13 protein-coding genes and 2 pseudogenes are annotated in these 16,974 nt (G+C 59.3%); all 15 read right to left on the reverse strand.

The genetic code is table 11. The annotated features are described in order from the left end of the window. Nucleotides 1–8: 8 nt before the first annotated feature. Complete coding sequence (locus KDW96_RS06160) at nt 9–824, reverse strand: MaoC/PaaZ C-terminal domain-containing protein (protein ID WP_255839560.1); 816 nt, start codon at nt 822–824, stop codon at nt 9–11. Nucleotides 825–827: 3 nt separating this feature from the next. After that, a complete protein-coding gene (locus KDW96_RS06165; RefSeq protein ID WP_255839561.1) occupies nt 828–1,565 on the reverse strand; it encodes an enoyl-CoA hydratase/isomerase family protein in 738 nt (245 codons plus the stop codon). Beyond that, on the reverse strand, nt 1,562–2,959 hold the full coding sequence (locus KDW96_RS06170) for an amidase (protein WP_255839562.1): 1,398 nt from the start codon (nt 2,957–2,959) through the stop codon (nt 1,562–1,564). Before KDW96_RS06170 ends, KDW96_RS06165 begins: the two co-directional genes overlap by 4 nt. Continuing rightward, entirely contained in the window at nt 2,952–3,713 is a 762-nt protein-coding gene (locus KDW96_RS06175) for an SDR family NAD(P)-dependent oxidoreductase (protein WP_255839564.1), read from the reverse strand. The genes KDW96_RS06170 and KDW96_RS06175 overlap by 8 nt, the downstream gene beginning before the upstream one ends. Before the next feature lie 27 nt (nt 3,714–3,740). Next, on the reverse strand, nt 3,741–4,547 hold the full coding sequence (locus tag KDW96_RS06180) for an alpha/beta fold hydrolase (RefSeq protein WP_255839565.1): 807 nt from the start codon (nt 4,545–4,547) through the stop codon (nt 3,741–3,743). A 218-nt stretch (nt 4,548–4,765) separates the two neighbouring features. Then, the gene (locus KDW96_RS06185) at nt 4,766–6,430 is read right to left on the reverse strand and encodes an electron transfer flavoprotein-ubiquinone oxidoreductase (protein WP_255839566.1); all 1,665 of its coding nucleotides are present in this window, start codon (nt 6,428–6,430) and stop codon (nt 4,766–4,768) included. Between the two features lie 76 nt (nt 6,431–6,506). Then, a complete protein-coding gene (locus tag KDW96_RS06190; protein WP_255839567.1) occupies nt 6,507–7,454 on the reverse strand; it encodes an electron transfer flavoprotein subunit alpha/FixB family protein in 948 nt (315 codons plus the stop codon). Further along, nucleotides 7,455–8,204, reverse strand: coding sequence for an electron transfer flavoprotein subunit beta/FixA family protein (locus tag KDW96_RS06195; RefSeq protein ID WP_255839568.1), 750 nt, complete (start codon nt 8,202–8,204; stop codon nt 7,455–7,457). A gap of 14 nt (nt 8,205–8,218) precedes the next feature. Next, the gene (locus KDW96_RS06200; RefSeq protein WP_255839569.1) at nt 8,219–9,412 is read right to left on the reverse strand and encodes an acetyl-CoA C-acyltransferase family protein; all 1,194 of its coding nucleotides are present in this window, start codon (nt 9,410–9,412) and stop codon (nt 8,219–8,221) included. Between the two features lie 33 nt (nt 9,413–9,445). Next, complete coding sequence (locus KDW96_RS06205; RefSeq protein ID WP_255839570.1) at nt 9,446–11,557, reverse strand: enoyl-CoA hydratase/isomerase family protein; 2,112 nt, start codon at nt 11,555–11,557, stop codon at nt 9,446–9,448. Between the two features lie 348 nt (nt 11,558–11,905). Continuing rightward, nucleotides 11,906–13,087: an acyl-CoA dehydrogenase gene (locus KDW96_RS06210; protein WP_255839571.1), complete on the reverse strand. Its 1,182-nt coding sequence runs from the start codon at nt 13,085–13,087 to the stop codon at nt 11,906–11,908. A 50-nt stretch (nt 13,088–13,137) separates the two neighbouring features. Then, nucleotides 13,138–13,377 (reverse strand): hypothetical protein, encoded by a 240-nt coding sequence (locus tag KDW96_RS06215; RefSeq protein ID WP_255839572.1) that lies wholly within the window; start codon nt 13,375–13,377, stop codon nt 13,138–13,140. 147 nt (nt 13,378–13,524) lie between these two features. Further along, nucleotides 13,525–13,755 (reverse strand): annotated as a pseudogene (locus KDW96_RS06220) (transposase domain-containing protein); the annotation flags it as partial. Between the two features lie 533 nt (nt 13,756–14,288). After that, nucleotides 14,289–14,906, reverse strand: a pseudogene (locus KDW96_RS06225) (NAD(P)/FAD-dependent oxidoreductase); the annotation flags it as partial. Between the two features lie 742 nt (nt 14,907–15,648). Next, nucleotides 15,649–16,971: an FMN-binding glutamate synthase family protein gene (locus KDW96_RS06230; RefSeq protein WP_255839573.1), complete on the reverse strand. Its 1,323-nt coding sequence runs from the start codon at nt 16,969–16,971 to the stop codon at nt 15,649–15,651. Nucleotides 16,972–16,974 lie beyond the last annotated feature (3 nt).

Consider the following 16,974-nt stretch of genomic DNA (forward strand, 5'->3'; position numbering starts at 1 on the left):
ACTACGTCCTATTTGAAAGAAACAACGCCGTCTTTCAGAACGGCAGTACCGTTGTCATGCGCCTCAAAGCGCACCTGGCCGTTTGCGCTCGCCAGCGAGACTGCGATGGACGCGCCCGGTAATACCGGTGCGCTCAGGCGTACTGACATGGATTGCAGGCTGGTCGGATCAACACCCAGATTTTCAGCAACCTCGCGCAGCGCAATGCCCAAGGTGCACAGGCCGTGCAGGATAGGTCGCTCGAAGCCGTTGGCCTGAGCAACACTGGTGTCGATGTGGATGGGGTGCAGGTCACCGGTCAGGCGGTACAACGCCGCGTGTTGTTCGGAGGTGGTGAACACCGAGCCCGGATGCAGTGCAGGGACCTGCGCATCTGCGGTTTTCGCCGGTGTGTTGCTGCCCCCCCAGCCACCAACACCCGGCAGGAAGATGGAGTAACCCAGGGTAAAGAACTCGCTGGTGACTTCAATTTCTACAATGGTGGCCTTGCCCTTATCCCAAGCAGCGACCACCTTGCCACGGCTCTCAAAACGGCCGCTGCGTGGCAGTTCTGCATGCATGACCAGCGATTGGGACGCGTGCAGCGAGCGCTTGGGGTCATAAACACCCAGCGCGCCGGTTTTTTCAACAGCCCACAGACCCAGCGCACAGGCGTAACCCGGCAGTACTTTCAGATCACGCTCGTAAACCAGGGACAGGTCGGAGGCTTTGGCACCACAGGCCAGTGCGTAGAGGATCGCATCACGCTTGGTGTAGGCGATCTCGCTGGTCCCCAGATCGTAGCCAATGAGTTCCTGGAAGGTCGAAGGTAAGGCGGTAGTCATCTTCTAGCCCTTTTTGATTGTTGAAATAATTCTGTTCCGGTCGCTGGAGCCAAGCAGATCGCGGCGCAGTTGCTGCCACTCGTGTGCCACAAACTCATCAGCTAAATGCGAGTTCAGCGCCGCTTTGGCGGCGTACACAGCACCGGCTGGCAAAGCCGCAATCGCGACAGCGATGGCGTCGGTTTGTGATTGCAGATCGTTGTCTTCAACCAGGTGTGTGGCGATGCCTGCTGTGGCTGCTTCTGCGCCGTTGAGCGTGTCGGCTTGCAGCAGCAGGCGTGCCATGGCCGCCGGTGTGACCGAGCGCAGCATGTGCGCGAGGCTATCGGGGTTGTATAAAATGCCGACCTTGGCAGCCGGCAGGGCAAAGCGTGTGCGCGCTGCAGTCACCCGCAGGTCACAAGCCATTGCCACGTCCAGCGCAGCCCCCATGCACACCCCGTGAATGGAGGCCACAACGACGGCCTTTGACCCACGAATCGCCGCAGTCAACTCGGCTACGGCATCGTCGTACTGCTCGTCGGCCACGGTGCCGGTGATCTCGGCAAAATCCGCTCCGGCGCTAAAGCACGGACCGCTGCCGCTCAGCACAATCACCCGCACGTCCTGAGTTGCTGCCGCGCTGATCGTGCTGAGCAGCTCGGCAATCATTGGACGTGACAGCGCGTTGCGCTTATCCGGACGCTCCAGGCAGATGCGCAGTACACCCGCTGAATCGACGTGTGAGCGAATGACACTCATGCCAATGGCTCCGGGTTACGCGGCGCCGTGCTGGGCTTACCCAGGTACTGGAACCCGATCGCCTCTTCCAAGGCTTCGGAAATATCCAGCAGCAGAGGGTCTGCCCCCACACGTGCCACCAACTGCGCACCGACCGGCAACTCGTTGGCCAGACCACAGGGAATAGACGCGGCAGGGTTACCTGCCACGTTGAACGCGGCGGTGAACGGGAACGGACCCCAGACACGCGACGTTTTCACACCATTGATCGACTCAGGCCGTGTACCGATATCGAACGTGGTGGTTGCCGTGGTCGGCGTCAGGATGATGTCGTACCTGTCAAACAGGCGGTCGACCTGAGTGCGGTAGACAAAATGCTGTGCACGCGCACTGGCGATTTTCTCCGGCGTCAGATCACGGGCAGCATTGAGGCTGGACAGCTCATAGTTGGAGAGTAAGTGCGGTGCGATATCCAGGATATGCCCACGCTCGCGCCATTCTTCTGCCAGAACGAGCGGACCGAAAACATCAAACCAACCCGACAAATCGAGGTCAGGTTGTTCAACGTTGTGCCCCAGGCTTTGCAGCAGCTCAGCCACCTTCCTCACGGCGGCTGCCACAGCGCTGTCGACCGGGTTACCTTCTGGATTGGGGATATATGCGATGCGCAACCCACGCTGCTCACGGCGACTGAAATCAGTCTCCATCAGCACACCTAGGAAGCGGCGCGCATCGGCAACTTTATTGGTCAGTGGGCCTGGGCAGCAGAACTCGCTCATACCACGGAAGCCGCCTTCATCCATGCAACTGGCATAAGTTGGCTTGATGCCATATACACCGGTGAACGAGGCCGGAATGCGGATCGAACCGCCACCGTCCGCACCCAATGCCAGCGGCGCATAGCCTGCTGCAACTGAAACCGCCGCACCGCCACTGGAGCCGCCCGGTGATTTTTCGGTATTCCATGGGTTACGCACGACGTACGGCAGCCGGTTTTCGTTAGTGGCTGACTGACCGCACTCTGCGGTGTTGGTTTTACCTACGAACACGGCACCGGCTTTGCGCAGGCGACGCACAACGCCGCTGTCCTCAAACGCCCTGTAGTTTTGGTACACCAGCGAGCCGCGGGTAGAGACGAAACCAGCCACATCAAAAGTATCTTTAATGGTCACTGGCACACCTGCCAACGGGCCGGCGCTGCCATCACGGTAGGCCTTTTCAGCTGCCTTGGCCTGCTCGCGTGCAAGATCATCCATGCGCGTAAGCATTGCGCGGCAATTGCCGTCCAACTGGTCGATTTTGCTCAGCGACAGTTCGGCAATTTCCAAGGGAGAGGCTTGGCCGGTGCGGAAGAGCTGAACCAGCCCCTCCGCCGACGCCAGGCTCTGATTCTCAGCAGCGTGACGGTCAGGCATGCGGATGAACCCCGCCACTGATGCCGTAGGACTCGCCGGTGATGTAGCCCGCTTTGTCGCTGGCCAGGAACGATACGAGGTGCGCAACATCTTCGGGAGTGCCCAAGCGACCGACAACCGAGCGGTTCTCCAAGTAGCCATCGAAAAAGCTGTCTGGGTATATGCGGCGCAGGAAATCATTGTAGATCAGGCCCGGAACCACCGCGTTAACACGAATACCGTGACGGCCGTTTTCAGCCGCAGCCACACGGGTCAACGCCATTACGCCAGCTTTGGCGGCGGAGTATGCCGCGCCGTGCTCTTCAGTCATCTCCCAGCCAGAAATAGAGGAGATGTTGATGATGTTGCCGCTGCCGCCCTTGATCATGTAAGGCAGCGCATGACGCATGCAGCTGAAAGTGCCGGTCAGGTCGATGTCGATGCACTTCTGCCAGGTTTCCAGCGACATCTCGGCAACCTTCTCGATCTTGCTCCAGCCAGCGTTGTTAACCAGAACGTCGATTCGGCCGAACTTCTCATAGACTTCACGGCACAGTTGTTCTGCGGAACTGAAGTCAGCGACATCCAGCATATAAGCCGGGCACTCGATACCGGTTTCCGCCTGCAGCTCTTCGGAGAGCTTGTTGCGGCGCACTTCATGGATGTCGGTGATGACGACGTGCATACCGTCCTGCGCGAGCTGACGGGCAATCGCAGCACCAATACCAGCACCTGCAGCAGCAGTTACGATGGCAACTTTTCTTTCAGCTTTCATTTTCTAAGTCTCTGAGTTGTTTATTTTTTAAGAAATTCTGGCAGTCAGCGCTGCGTCAATTGTCTGCGCGTAAAGCGCTGGCTGGTCGACGCTCATAAGGTGACCTGCACCCGCTACTTCGTAGTAACCGGCGTTAGGCATGGCTTCTTTGAGCATGTCAGCGGCTTTGGCCGGGCAGAACACGTCCCGATCGGCATGAATGATGTCTACCGGAGACAAGATCGCTCCCAGTTGTTCAGTCATTGGAGCGTCGCCCAGGCCAACCATGGCTTGAGCTGCGTTGATGTAACCGGCACCTTTGCCCACCGCTGCTACGCGCTTGAGTGCAACCTGATCAACCATGTCGCGCGCTTGAATGATCTGTGCGTCAGTATCTTTTGAGAGTTCGCCGGCGAAGCTGAATGGGTCAGTTTTCAGCAGCTCTATGCGCTCGCGGAAGAACTGTTGGGCAGCCCGACCGACCTTACTGGAGGTACCAGCCACAATGGCATGCTTGATCAATACGGGGGATTTCAGCGCTGCCGCCAGAACAATCACGCCACCAAGCGAGTAACCCACACAAGCAGCCGGGCCGGTGACGGTTTTAACGAAACCGATAAGGTCGTCAGCCAGTTGCGAAACGCTGCCTTGTGGGTTGCCGAGAGTGGTTTCAGCATGCCCGCGCAGATCAACTGAGTAGCAGGTGAAGGAGCCAGCGAGCTGCTCGACAATAGCGTTCCAACTGCTCTTGTCTTCGGCCAACCCGTGGATGAATACCACAGCCGGACCGCTGCCTACTTGCGTGTAAGAAATGTCGATATCACCGACAGAAACATTGTTTTTTTCATGTTGCATTGCCGCTTCTCCACAGCATCTTTTGCAGTAAATTAGTGCCAAAATGAAATAAAAGCAATAGTGACGTCACTTTTTCTTTCTTACAAAAAAAGCCTGTAGAAAAGTCGCAAACCACCGTTCCAGACGCAGGCCAACGGCCTGCTCAGGACCGCGCAAAAAGTTGAGCATCGCAGGCAAACTGCTACAACCGGCGCAGCCAGTCGCCTTGCGATGACGCGTTACATATTGGGGTAGTTAGGCCCGCCGATGCCCTCAGGGGCCACCCAGGTGATGTTCTGGGCTGGGTCCTTGATGTCACAGGTTTTGCAGTGCACGCAGTTCTGCGCGTTGATCTGGAACTTTTTCTCGCCGTCTTCCTGGGTGACGATTTCGTACACCCCGGCCGGGCAGTAGCGCTGTGCCGGTTCGTCGTAGAGCGGTAGGTTCTTGCTCAGCGGAATGCTTGGGTCAGTGAGCTTCAGGTGGCAAGGTTGTTCCTCTTCATGGTTGGTGTTGGAGAGGAATACCGAGCTGAGCTTATCGAAGCTGAGCTTGCCATCGGGTTTCGGGTAGCTGATCTTCTGCGCGTCTGCTGCCGGCTTCAGGCAGGCGTAATCCGGCTTGGTGTCGTGCAGGGTGAAGGGGATCTTACCGCCAAAGATGTTCTGATCCAGCCAGTTGAAGCCGCCACCGACCAGCGGGCCAAACTTGTGCAGAGCCGGGCCGAAGTTGCGGCTGCGGAACAGTTCATCGTACAGCCAGCTGGCCTTGAATGCATCGACATAGCCGGTCAGTTGATCGCCGCCTCCTTTGCCAGCAAACAGTGCATCAGCCACGGCTTCAGCAGCCAGCATGCCGGACTTCATCGCAGTGTGGCTGCCCTTGATCTTGGCGAAGTTCAAGGTGCCCAGGTCGCAACCGATCAGGGCGCCACCGTTGAAGACCATTTTCGGCAGGGAGTTGAGACCGCCTTTGCAGATGGCGCGAGCACCGTAAGCGACGCGTTTGCCGCCTTCCAGGTACTGGGCAATCACCGGGTGATGTTTGTAGCGCTGGAACTCATCGAACGGCGACAGGTGCGGGTTGCTGTACGACAGGTCGACGATCAGGCCAACTACTACCTGGTTGTTTTCCAGGTGATAAATGAAGGAGCCGCCGGTGTTTTCGTTCTTGGCAACGTCCAGTGGCCAACCAGCGGTGTGCACCACCAGGCCTTGCTCGTGTTTGGCTGGGTCGATGTCCCAGATTTCCTTGAGGCCGATGCCGTAATGCTGAGCATCGGCTTCGGAGTCGAGGTTGAGTTTCTTGATCAGCTGCTTGCCGATATGGCCACGACAGCCTTCGGCGAACAGGGTGTACTTGGCACGCAGTTCCATACCGGGGGTGTAGTAACCCTCTTTCGGGTGACCTTCGCGGTCGACGCCCAGATCACCAGTAAGAATGCCGTAGACCGAGCCGTTCTCATCGATCAGCGCTTCCTGAGCGGCGAAGCCTGGGTAAATTTCTACGCCGAGGTTCTCGGCCTGCTGGGCCAACCAGCGGCACAGGTTACCCAGGGAGATAATGTAGTTGCCATGGTTGTGCATGGTATTGGGCACAAAGAAGTCCGGGATCTTGGTGGCCTTCTCTGCGTTGCTGAGCACGTAGATGTCGTCGCGCTTGACTTGGGTGTTGAGCGGCGCGCCGAGCTCCTTCCAGTCGGGGAACAGTTCATTCAATGCACGCGGCTCGAACACCGCACCGGAAAGAATGTGCGCGCCGACTTCCGAGCCTTTTTCGACCACGCAGACGCTGATTTCTTTACCCGTTTCGGCGGCTTTCTGCTTCAATCGGCAGGCGGCGGACAAACCAGCAGGGCCGGCGCCGACGATGACGACGTCGAACTCCATAAATTCGCGTTGCATGTGTTGTTATCCTCACGGCTTGGTAACGGGGCTGCAAAAGTAAAAGGGCAACATGAGCGCTGCCCTTCTACCGACATCAACCGAGCAAAGCGCTCAGCTCTGGCACAGCTTCGAACAGGTCTGCCACCAGGCTGTAGTCCGCCACCTGGAAGATCGGCGCTTCCTCGTCCTTGTTGATCGCAACGATCACTTTGGAGTCTTTCATGCCGGCCAGGTGCTGAATCGCGCCGGAGATACCGACGGCGATGTACAGCTCTGGCGCAACGATCTTGCCGGTCTGACCGACCTGCATGTCGTTCGGTACAAAGCCTGCGTCAACGGCGGCGCGTGAGGCACCCACTGCAGCGCCTAGCTTGTCGGCCAGCGCGTACAGGTGTTTGAAGTTGTCGCCGTTCTGCATGCCACGACCACCGGAAATGACGATCTTGGCAGCGGTCAGTTCAGGACGGTCCGACTTGGCCAGTTCTTCGCCGACGAAAGCCGATTTACCAGCGTCAGCTGCGCCGTTCACTGCTTCAACAGCAGCACTGCCGCCTTCGGCAGCAACCGGATCGAAACCAGTGCTACGCACGGTGATCACTTTCACCGCAGCGGAGGACTGTACGGTGGCGATAGCATTACCGGCGTAGATCGGACGCTTGAAGGTGTCAGCGCTTTCAACAGCGATGATTTCCGAGATCTGATCAACGTCCAGCGCAGCGGCAACGCGCGGCAAAATGTTCTTACCATTACTGGTAGCAGCAGCCATGATGTGGCTGTAGCCCTTGCCCCCCTCGCCATTCACAAGAGCAGCAACCAGCGGCGCGACGTTTTCCGGCAGTTGGTTGGCATAGGCGGCGTTGTTGGCAACCAGGACCTTGGCTACGCCAGCGATCTTGCCAGCGGCATCGGCAGCAGCGCCAGCATTTGCACCGGCCACCAGAACGTGAATGTCGCCACCGATCTTCTGCGCAGCAGCAACGGTGTTCAGGGTAGCGGCAGCCAGGGCAGCATTGGTGTGTTCAGCGATAATCAGGATAGTCATTTAGATTACCTTCGCCTCGTTCTTCAGTTTCTCGACCAGTTCAGCCACGGACTTGACCTTGATGCCAGCGCTGCGGGTAGCAGGCGCTTCGACTTTCAGAGTCTTGACGGTGGAAGCGGTGGAAACGCCCAGATCAGCCGGAGTAACAGTTTCCAGCGGCTTTTTCTTGGCTTTCATGATGTTCGGCAGCGACGCGTAGCGCGGCTCGTTCAGACGCAGGTCGGTGGTCACGATAGCCGGCAGGTTCAACGCTACAGTCTGCAGACCGCCGTCGATTTCGCGGGTTACATTGACCTTGTCGCCAGCCACTACAACCTTGGAGGCGAAGGTGCCCTGGGCGAAGCCAGTCAGCGCACCGAGCATCTGGCCGGTCTGATTGTTGTCGCTGTCGATGGCCTGCTTACCCAGGATCACCAACTGCGGCTGCTCTTTGTCGACCACTGCCTTGAGCAGCTTGGCCACAGCCAGGGAGTTCAGCTCGTCGCCAGACTCAACCAAAATCGCACGGTCAGCACCCAGTGCCAGTGCGGTACGCAACTGCTCTTGAGCAGTGGCCGGGCCGATGGTGACGACGACGATTTCGCTCGCCACGCCTTTCTCTTTCAGACGTACAGCTTCTTCCACGGCGATTTCGCAGAAAGGGTTCATCGACATCTTGACGTTGGCAAGATCAACGCCGCTGTTGTCCGCTTTGACGCGAACTTTGACGTTGTAGTCGACCACTCGCTTTATAGCGACCAGTACTTTCATACAGCTCTCCTCTCTCAGACCCGTTCAAAAATTGCAGCGATGCCCTGGCCACCGCCGATGCACATAGTGACTAGCGCGTAGCGACCGCCACTTCGTTCAAGCTCGTAAAGGGCCTTGATGGTAATTAGTGCGCCGGTAGCACCGATCGGGTGACCAAGGGAAATGCCGGAGCCATTGGGGTTAACTTTGGCCGGGTCTAAACCAAGCTCTTGAGTCACGGCGCAAGCCTGAGCGGCGAATGCTTCGTTGGCTTCGACTACATCAAGGTCGCTGACGCTAAGACCGGCACGCTCAAGGGCCAGTTTGGACGCCGGAACCGGGCCAATACCCATGTGCAACGGATCAACACCGGCCACGGCATAAGACAGCATCCGCGCCAGCGGCTTGAGGCCACGCGCCTCGGCAACGGAACGTTCCATCAGCACTACCGCAGCAGCGCCGTCATTAAGGCTGGAGGCATTGCCTGCGGTGACCGTGCCGTCGTTACGCTCAAAAGCAGGTTTCAGCTTGGCCAGATCGTCGACGGTCAATTGCGCGCGTACGTGCTCGTCGGTGTCGAACTGCACGTCGCCGCGGCGGCTTTTCAGTGTGATCGGCAGGATCTGCGCCTTGAAGCGGCCCTCTTCGATGGCCTGAGCCGCACGACGGTGCGACTCGACGGCCAGCGCGTCCTGATCTTCGCGGGATATGTTGTAGGTGCGGCGCACATTTTCCGCCGTGATACCCATATGCACCTTGTGCAGCGGATCGGTCAGCGCGCCCAGCATCATATCGACCATACCGCTGTCGCCCATACGTGCGCCGAAGCGCAGCGCGGGTACAGAGTAAGGGGCACGGCTCATGCTTTCTGCGCCGCCCGCCAGGGCAATTTCACTGTCGCCAAGCAGGATATTCTGCGCCGCAGTGATGATCGCCTGCAGGCCCGAGCCGCACAGACGGTTGAGGGTCAGAGCGGTAGACGCATCACTAACACCGCTGTTCAGGGCGACAAGGCGTGACAGGTACATATCCACCGCTTCGGTGTGGATGACGTTGCCAAACACCACCTGATCCACGTCGCTGCCATTTACGCCAACCCGCTTCAGCGCTTCGCTGGCGACCAAGGAGCCCAATGCGCTGGGTGAAAAATCTTTCAGGCTGCCGTCGAAATCACCGATGGCCGAACGCACACCGCTGACTATCACGACTTCACGTTGTTGCTGTTGCATGAAAGCTGTCCTCTTACCGAGTAATGAGTGGTGTCAGGCTTTGTTGATGCGGTTCAGGCCCGCAGCAACCAGTTGTTCAAGTAGTGGCGCAGGTTTGAACCACAGTTCACCGTAGGCTCCCAGCTGGGCACGGTAGTGGCGCAAACCCTCAAGTACGCGGCTGAGGCCCAGGTGTTCGGCGTAATGCAGCGGGCCACCTAACCAGGTAGGGAAGCCATAACCGCAGGTCCACACCAAGTCGATATCGCCTGCGCGCAGGGCAATACCTTCATCAAGAATCTGGATACCTTCGTTGATCAGCGCGAACAGGCAGCGGTCATGGATTTCCTGATCACTGATGACGCGACGTTCGATCCCCAACTCGGCCGCCAGCCCCTCGGTCATGGCCAGTACTTCAGAGTCGTCCTGACGCTCGCGACCTTCGTAGATGTAAGTTCCGCGGCCAGTCTTCTGACCAAAGCGACCCAGCGCGTACAGCTCGTCAGCCAGTCGGCAGTAACTGGGGTCTTCGCCCAGCACGGCGCGCATCGGCGTACGGATCAGATAGCCGACGTCGATACCCACCAGGTCGTACATGCTCAGCACGCCCATGTTGAAGCCAAGGGCGGTGAGCACGCGGTCGACCTGCGCCGGGCTGGCACCCTCCAGCAGCAGGCGATAGGCCTCGCGGGAATAGGGCTCAAGCATGCGATTGCCGATAAAGCCGTGACAAACTCCGGACACCACCCCCAGCTTACCGATCTGCTTACCGAGTTTGAGCGCGGTAGCCAGCACGTCCGGAGCGGTTTCTTTGCCGCGCACTATTTCCAGCAGGCGCATGACATTGGCAGGGCTGAAGAAGTGCAGCCCGATCACATCCTGCGGGCGGCTGGTGAAGGCGGCGATCTGATCAACATCGAGGGTTGAGGTATTGGTGGAGAGAATCGCTCCGGGTTTGCAGACCTTATCTAAGGTCATGAACACCTGACGTTTTACATCCATGCTCTCAAACACGGCTTCAATCACCAGATCGGCATCCGCCAGGTCGGCATAGTCCAAGCTGCCGCTGAGCAGAGACGTGCGCTGTTCGACCTGCTCTTGAGTCAACTTGCCGCGCTTGGCGGTGATCTCGTAGTTCTTGCGGATTTGCCCGAGGCCGCGCTCCAAGGCTTCAGCTTTTTGCTCAAGCAGCAGCACCGGGATACCGATGTTGACGAAATTCATGGCGATGCCGCCGCCCATGGTGCCCGCACCGATCACCGCGACTTTATTGATGGGACGCAGTGGCAAGTTGCTGTCGAGGTTTGGCACCTTGCCTGCCTCGCGCTCAGCGAAGAACAAATGACGCAGAGCCTTGGACTGCGGTGAAGCCATGGCATCGGTGAACAGCCCAAGCTCAAGCGTCAGGCCTTCCTGCAACGGCAGCTCGCAGGCCGCTTGTACGGCCGACAGAATCATTTGCGGGGCAACCTGACCAGCACATTTGCCGGCCTTCTGCGTCGCATAGGTGCTGAAAAAATCGATGGGCAACGCGCTACCAGGCTGAGGATGTCGGCTGCTGGGTTGTGCAGGTGCGTTGCCAGTCAGCAACTCGCGGGCAAAGGCGCAGGCCTCATCCCGCAGGCTGCTGGCAGATCCGGCCACTCGGTCGAGTAAACCCAACTCCAGGGCGCGCCCGGCGTTTACAGGTTGCCCGGACAACATTAACTCCAACGCCTGCTCAGCGCCGATCAGACGCGGTAGGCGCTGGGTGCCACCTGCGCCCGGCAGTAAGCCCAGATTAATCTCCGGCAAGCTCAGACGCGCCTTGGGCTCGCTGATGCGATAACCGCAGGCCATGGCCAACTCCAAGCCGCCACCAAGGGCCAGCCCAGCAATAGCAGCAATGACGGGTTTGCTGCTGCACGACAACTCATTAAGCAGCTCAGGCAGGCTCGGCTCTTGCCAGAAGCCACCCACCTCGAATTCAACAATATCCGCGCCCGCACAGAATGGTAGGTCGCGACCGTAGATCACGATGGCCTTCGCGGCTGGATCGGCGCAGGCATCACGCAAAGCGCTCAGCAACTCGCCGCGCAAACCGTGACCCATGGCATTGACGGGGGCTCGAGCCAGACCAATCAGGGCCAGATCGTCCATCACGGCGTAATCAATAAGGGTGTACATGGCAAACGTCCCTCGGAACAATTATCTAAATGCGGGCAAGGGCAAGCAGGGGACGTAACGAGTCCCGACACCATGGCCACGTGCTAGAAAAACTCTGCAATCAGAATCAGGTCGACTGTTTTGCTGGACGAGGCGCGGGTAGATCCCCCGTCCCATGCAAACCCTGGAATCAGTCAGCTCCAGAGCCCAGTAGCGGGCCAGAACCTTGCTATTGGGCGCTAGGGATTGGCGTGTCGGCAGCCCCGTTTTGGGGCGCCCGCTACACACATACGAGCATGTGCATGTTGTTCACGCGACGGCTCGCAGCCTGGTGGGGCGCGGTTAACGCCCTGTCCTGTCAGGCGGTGATCAGAAGAACGCCTGCAGGCCGGTCTGTGCACGGCCGAGGATCAGCGCGTGAACGTCGTGGGTGCCTTCGTAGGTATTGACCACTTCCAGGTTGACCAGATGGCGGGCTACACCGAACTCGTCGCTGATGCCGTTGCCGCCCAGCATATCGCGGGCCATACGGGCAATTTCCAGCGACTTGCCACAGCTGTTGCGCTTCATGATCGAGGTGATTTCCACCGCAGCAGTGCCTTCGTCTTTCATGCGGCCCAGACGCAGGCAGCCTTGCAGGGCCAAAGTGATCTCGGTCTGCATGTCAGCCAGTTTCTTCTGGATCAGCTGAGTTTGTGCCAACGGACGGCCGAACTGCTTGCGGTCCAGGGTGTACTGGCGGGCGGTGTGCCAGCAGTCTTCGGCGGCGCCCAGGGCACCCCAGCTGATGCCGTAGCGAGCCGAGTTCAGGCAGGTGAACGGGCCGCGCAGGCCACGTACATCCGGGAAGGCGTTTTCTTCAGGACAAAACACGTTGTCCATAACGATTTCGCCGGTGATCGATGCACGCAGACCAACCTTGCCGTGGATCGCCGGGGCGCTCAGACCCTGCCAGCCTTTCTCCAGCACGAAGCCGCGGATTTCGCCGGCGTCGTCTTTCGCCCAGACCACGAATACGTCAGCGATTGGCGAGTTCGTGATCCACATTTTGACACCAGTCAGGAGGTAGCCGCCGTCCACTTTCTTGGCGCGGGTGATCATCGAACCTGGGTCGGAACCATGGTCCGGCTCGGTCAGACCGAAACAACCGATATATTCGCCGCTGGCCAGCTTTGGCAGGTACTTCTGCTTGGTGGCTTCATTACCGAATTCGTTGATTGGCACCATCACCAGGGACGACTGCACGCTCATCATAGAGCGGTAGCCGGAGTCGACGCGCTCCACTTCGCGGGCGATCAGGCCGTAGCATACGTAGTTCAAACCGCTGCCGCCGTAGGCTTCGGGGATGGTCGCGCCGAGCAGGCCGGTTTCGCCCATCTCGCGGAAGATCTTCGGGTCAGTCTGCTCGTGACGGAATGCTTCCAGCACGCGAGGTGCAAGCTTGTCATCGGCGAACTGCTGGGCACTGTCGCGCACCATGCGCTCTTCTTCGGTCAGTTGTTGATCCAGCAGCAGAGGGTCTTCCCAGTTGAAGCGAGCATTACTAGCCATGCGTGAAATCCTTGAATGTTATTGTGATCTACTAGGTCGGTTGACAGATGCTAGGTGCTGGCAATGGCCACAGACAATGCGGTGATGACGGCGTGCATACCGTCCTGCGCGAGCTGACGGGCAATCGCAGCACCAATAAACAACACAGCCGGACCGCTGCCTACTTGCGTGTAAGAAATGTCGATATCACCGACATAAACGTTGTTTTTTCTTGTTTCATTGCCGCTTCTCCACACCATCTTTTGCAGCAAGTTAGTGTCAAAATGAAATAAAAGCAATAGTGACGTCACTTTTTTCTTTTTATCGAATTAAACCCTTGGAAATGTCGCATAAGCCCGCCCCAGAGGCAGGTCAACAACCTGCTCGGAGCCGCACAAAATGTCGAGTTTCGCAGGAAAACTGGCATAAACGGCGCAGCCAGGGTAAGCGAACGGGCATTACACCTTGCCGGTGGATACCCAGTTGTACGGCAGCAGCTCGGCCAGGGCGCTGGCCTTCTGCGTCGGCAGGCGCGTCAGCACATCCTTCAAATAGGCATACGGTTCATGCCCATTCATGCGTGCCGACTGGATCAGGCTCATGATCGCCGCCGCCCGTTTGCCGCTGCGTAGCGACCCGGTAAACAACCAATTCGAGCGTCCAAGGGCCCACGGCCGGATCTGGTTGTCGGGTAGTCAGATGCGGTTACCCGCGTCCAACCCCCTAAGAACCGTGCATGCGAGTTTCCCAGCACACGGCTCAAGCCTCTGCTAAGGCGCCATTGGGCACCCGGTTATACATCGTCGACATTGGCAAATTGCACATCCCTTGGGCAACGTAGGTGGTAGATCTCAAGATTAGCGGCCGCATCCGTCCCACCATGACTCAGCTTCACACAATGGCGGCTGTGCCATGGTGTGTCTTTGGTGACCGGTTTAAGGCATGCGCAGCAGCGGCCACCTTGCTGTAGCCACACCCGGTACAGCTTGGCCCGACCCTTTGGGGAGATAAGCATTCTTTTGCCCCATCGGGATTCGAAGTACTCATCCCATGCAGGGTCGTGAGGGTTGGCAGCGGCCTTGATCTTGATATGCCGCACAATTGGCGTACCCGAGGCGTCCACTAACGTGTACTGACGCTTCCAACCATCGGCGGATTTTTCAGCACATGAGAACACCCATCGACGCGCCCCTTGTACTTTGAAATACCGATCCTTCACCGGGGCGACATTGCTCGGCAGACTGTCGGCCAAGTCCTTCACCAGTGCCGCCGGCAGCAACAGGATGGTGCCGGGCGTGAACAGCGCCTTGCGTTAGAACGAGGTACCTATATGGGAAGGCAGGTCCTTGCCATCGATGATCTCGTACGCCTGCCCGAGCTTGTCCAGCCCGCTTTTGTAGGCTTCCAGGACACGTAGCCACTTGCCCTCGATCCCGGCCTGATATTTGCCAATCGGGCTCAACTGGCAATCGATTGCGAACTGGGAAACCAGGCGCTTGATGATCTCCTGTGCCGCGTGGTTCAGCTGCAGATTCATCCGGGCGGTCGCCGGATTACCGATGTAATCGGGAGCGCCGAGGTCATGCGGCAGGTCGATGGCGAACCCGGAATTTCTGCCCGAAGCGCCATAGCCCACCTGCTGGGCTTCGACCAGCACGACTTCATCTTTGGGGAACTTCAGGGCCAACTGCCGTGCGGTAGCCAAGCCGGTGAACCCGGCCCCCACCACCGCCCAGCGGGCGCGGGCCTGGCCGGCGTGAGCCGGACGGGCCGTGCGGTTCCTGCTGAGATGGAACCAGCCGCAGGAACTATCGTCAGCTGGGAGTTCTTGTATTTTCACGACGATCGACTCTCCAAGATGTGAGTCGATTGTGCGGCGGGCGGCATGTGGCGCCTATAAAGAAAATGATGATTGTCAGCAGGAATCTCTCCCTTCCTCTGCAGCGCCGATTAGCCTTCGCAACTGAGTGCCATTCGTGAAATCAAGTCCGACTAGCTGCTAGGGATGGTCTTATCTGGCATTGAGCAGGATGGCAACCCCGCAAAACGAAAGCTCCCAACAACCAACCGTAGTCCTGCGACGACACGCCGTAATACTCGATGTAGACGAAGGGCGAAGCGGTGATAATGGCAAACGACAAACCCATGCACAGGATGAACCACCTGCGCCTGCGGCTGACGGGTAATCAGCGCATAGGCACGAAACACCGACCCGAAGGACTCGCCGCAGCTGTAGGCAGGATGAGTTTCAGGAGTCTTGCTGAGCACCAGCAGCAGGCGGCGCCGACCGAAGCTATCCGAAGGCAAGCCATACAGCAGCATGCCAAGCCAGAGCCCCCCGCCAGAATGACGCTGATATCCAGCTGAATGTGCGCCTCGGGTGCCTGCAGAGCCTCGGTGATCGTCGGCAGGCACATGTCGATCGAAAGCGGGCAAAGGCGGCCAGTGCCGCCAACGGGACAACAAGGCGCTACGGATTGGCTGCGCCAAGCCTTTGGATGCGCTCTCAAAAGAAGAAGGCTTACGGAGAGCCTTAGCGAAACCAGAACGCCGGAGGGTTGCCTTCCGGCGGTTCAGATCGCTCAGTAGCCCTGGCCCGGTATCCAGCTGGTGCCGGCCAGCGGTACTCGCGCCATAGCGGCGGACTCCACAGTCAGCGCCACCAGGTCCTCGGGGTCGAGGTTGTGCAGGTGCGACTTGCCGCAGGCCCGCGCCATGGTCTGGGCTTCCAGCACCAGCACGCGCAGGTAGTTGGCCAGGCGCCGGCCACCCTCGACCGGGTCCAGGCGTTTGGCGAGCTCCGGGTCCTGGGTGGTGATGCCGGCTGGGTCGCGGCCGTTCTGCCAGTCGTCGTAGAAGCCTGCCGCCGAGCCGATCTTCTTCAGCTCCTCGTCCAGACGCGGATGGTTATCGCCCAGGGCGATCAGGGCCGCGGTACCGATGGCCACGGCATCGGCGCCCAGGGCCATGGCCTTGGCCACGTCGGCGCCGTTGCGGATGCCGCCGGAGACGATCAGCTGCACCTTGCGGTGCATGCCCATCTCCTGCAGCGCCTGCACCGCTTGCGGGATGGCCGGCAGGATGGGGATGCCGACGTGCTCGATGAACACTTCCTGGGTGGCCGCGGTGCCACCCTGCATGCCGTCGAGGACGATCACATCGGCGCCGGCCTTAACCGCCAGCTTGACGTCGTAATACGGGCGGCTGGCGCCGATTTTCACGTAGATGGGTTTTTCCCAGTCGGTGATCTCGCGAATCTCGGCGATCTTGATCGCCAGGTCGTCCGGACCGGTCCAGTCAGGATGACGGCAGGCGCTGCGCTGGTCGACACCGATCGGCAGGGTGCGCATGCCGGCGACCCGCTCGGTCACCTTCATGCCCAGCAGCATGCCGCCGCCGCCCGGCTTGGCGCCCTGGCCGAGGACGATCTCGATGGCGTCGGCCTTGCGCAGGTCATCCGGGTTCATGCCGTAGCGCGACGGCAGGTACTGGTACACCAGGTGCTGCGACTGGCCGCGCTCTTCCGGCGTCATGCCGCCGTCACCGGTGGTGGTACTGGTGCCGGCGATGCTGGCACCACGGCCCAGGGCCTCCTTGGCGTTGGCCGACAGCGCGCCGAAGCTCATCCCGGCGATGGTCACCGGGATCTTTAGGTGCAGCGGCTTCTTGGCGAAGCGGTTGCCGAGGATCACGTCGGTACCGCACTTCTCGCGGTAACCTTCGAGGGGGTAACGCGACACGCTGGCACCGAGCAAAAGCAGGTCGTCGAAGTGCGGCAGCTTGCGCTTGGTGCCGCCGCCACGAATGTCGTAGATGCCGGTCTCGGCGGCCCGCTGGATTTCCTGGATGGACAGGCGGTCGAAGGTGGCCGACTCACGCAGCACTGGAGGGGTTTTCTCGCTCATGGT

Source organism: Pseudomonas benzenivorans (assembly GCF_024397895.1).
Taxonomy (GTDB): domain Bacteria; phylum Pseudomonadota; class Gammaproteobacteria; order Pseudomonadales; family Pseudomonadaceae; genus Aquipseudomonas; species Aquipseudomonas benzenivorans_A.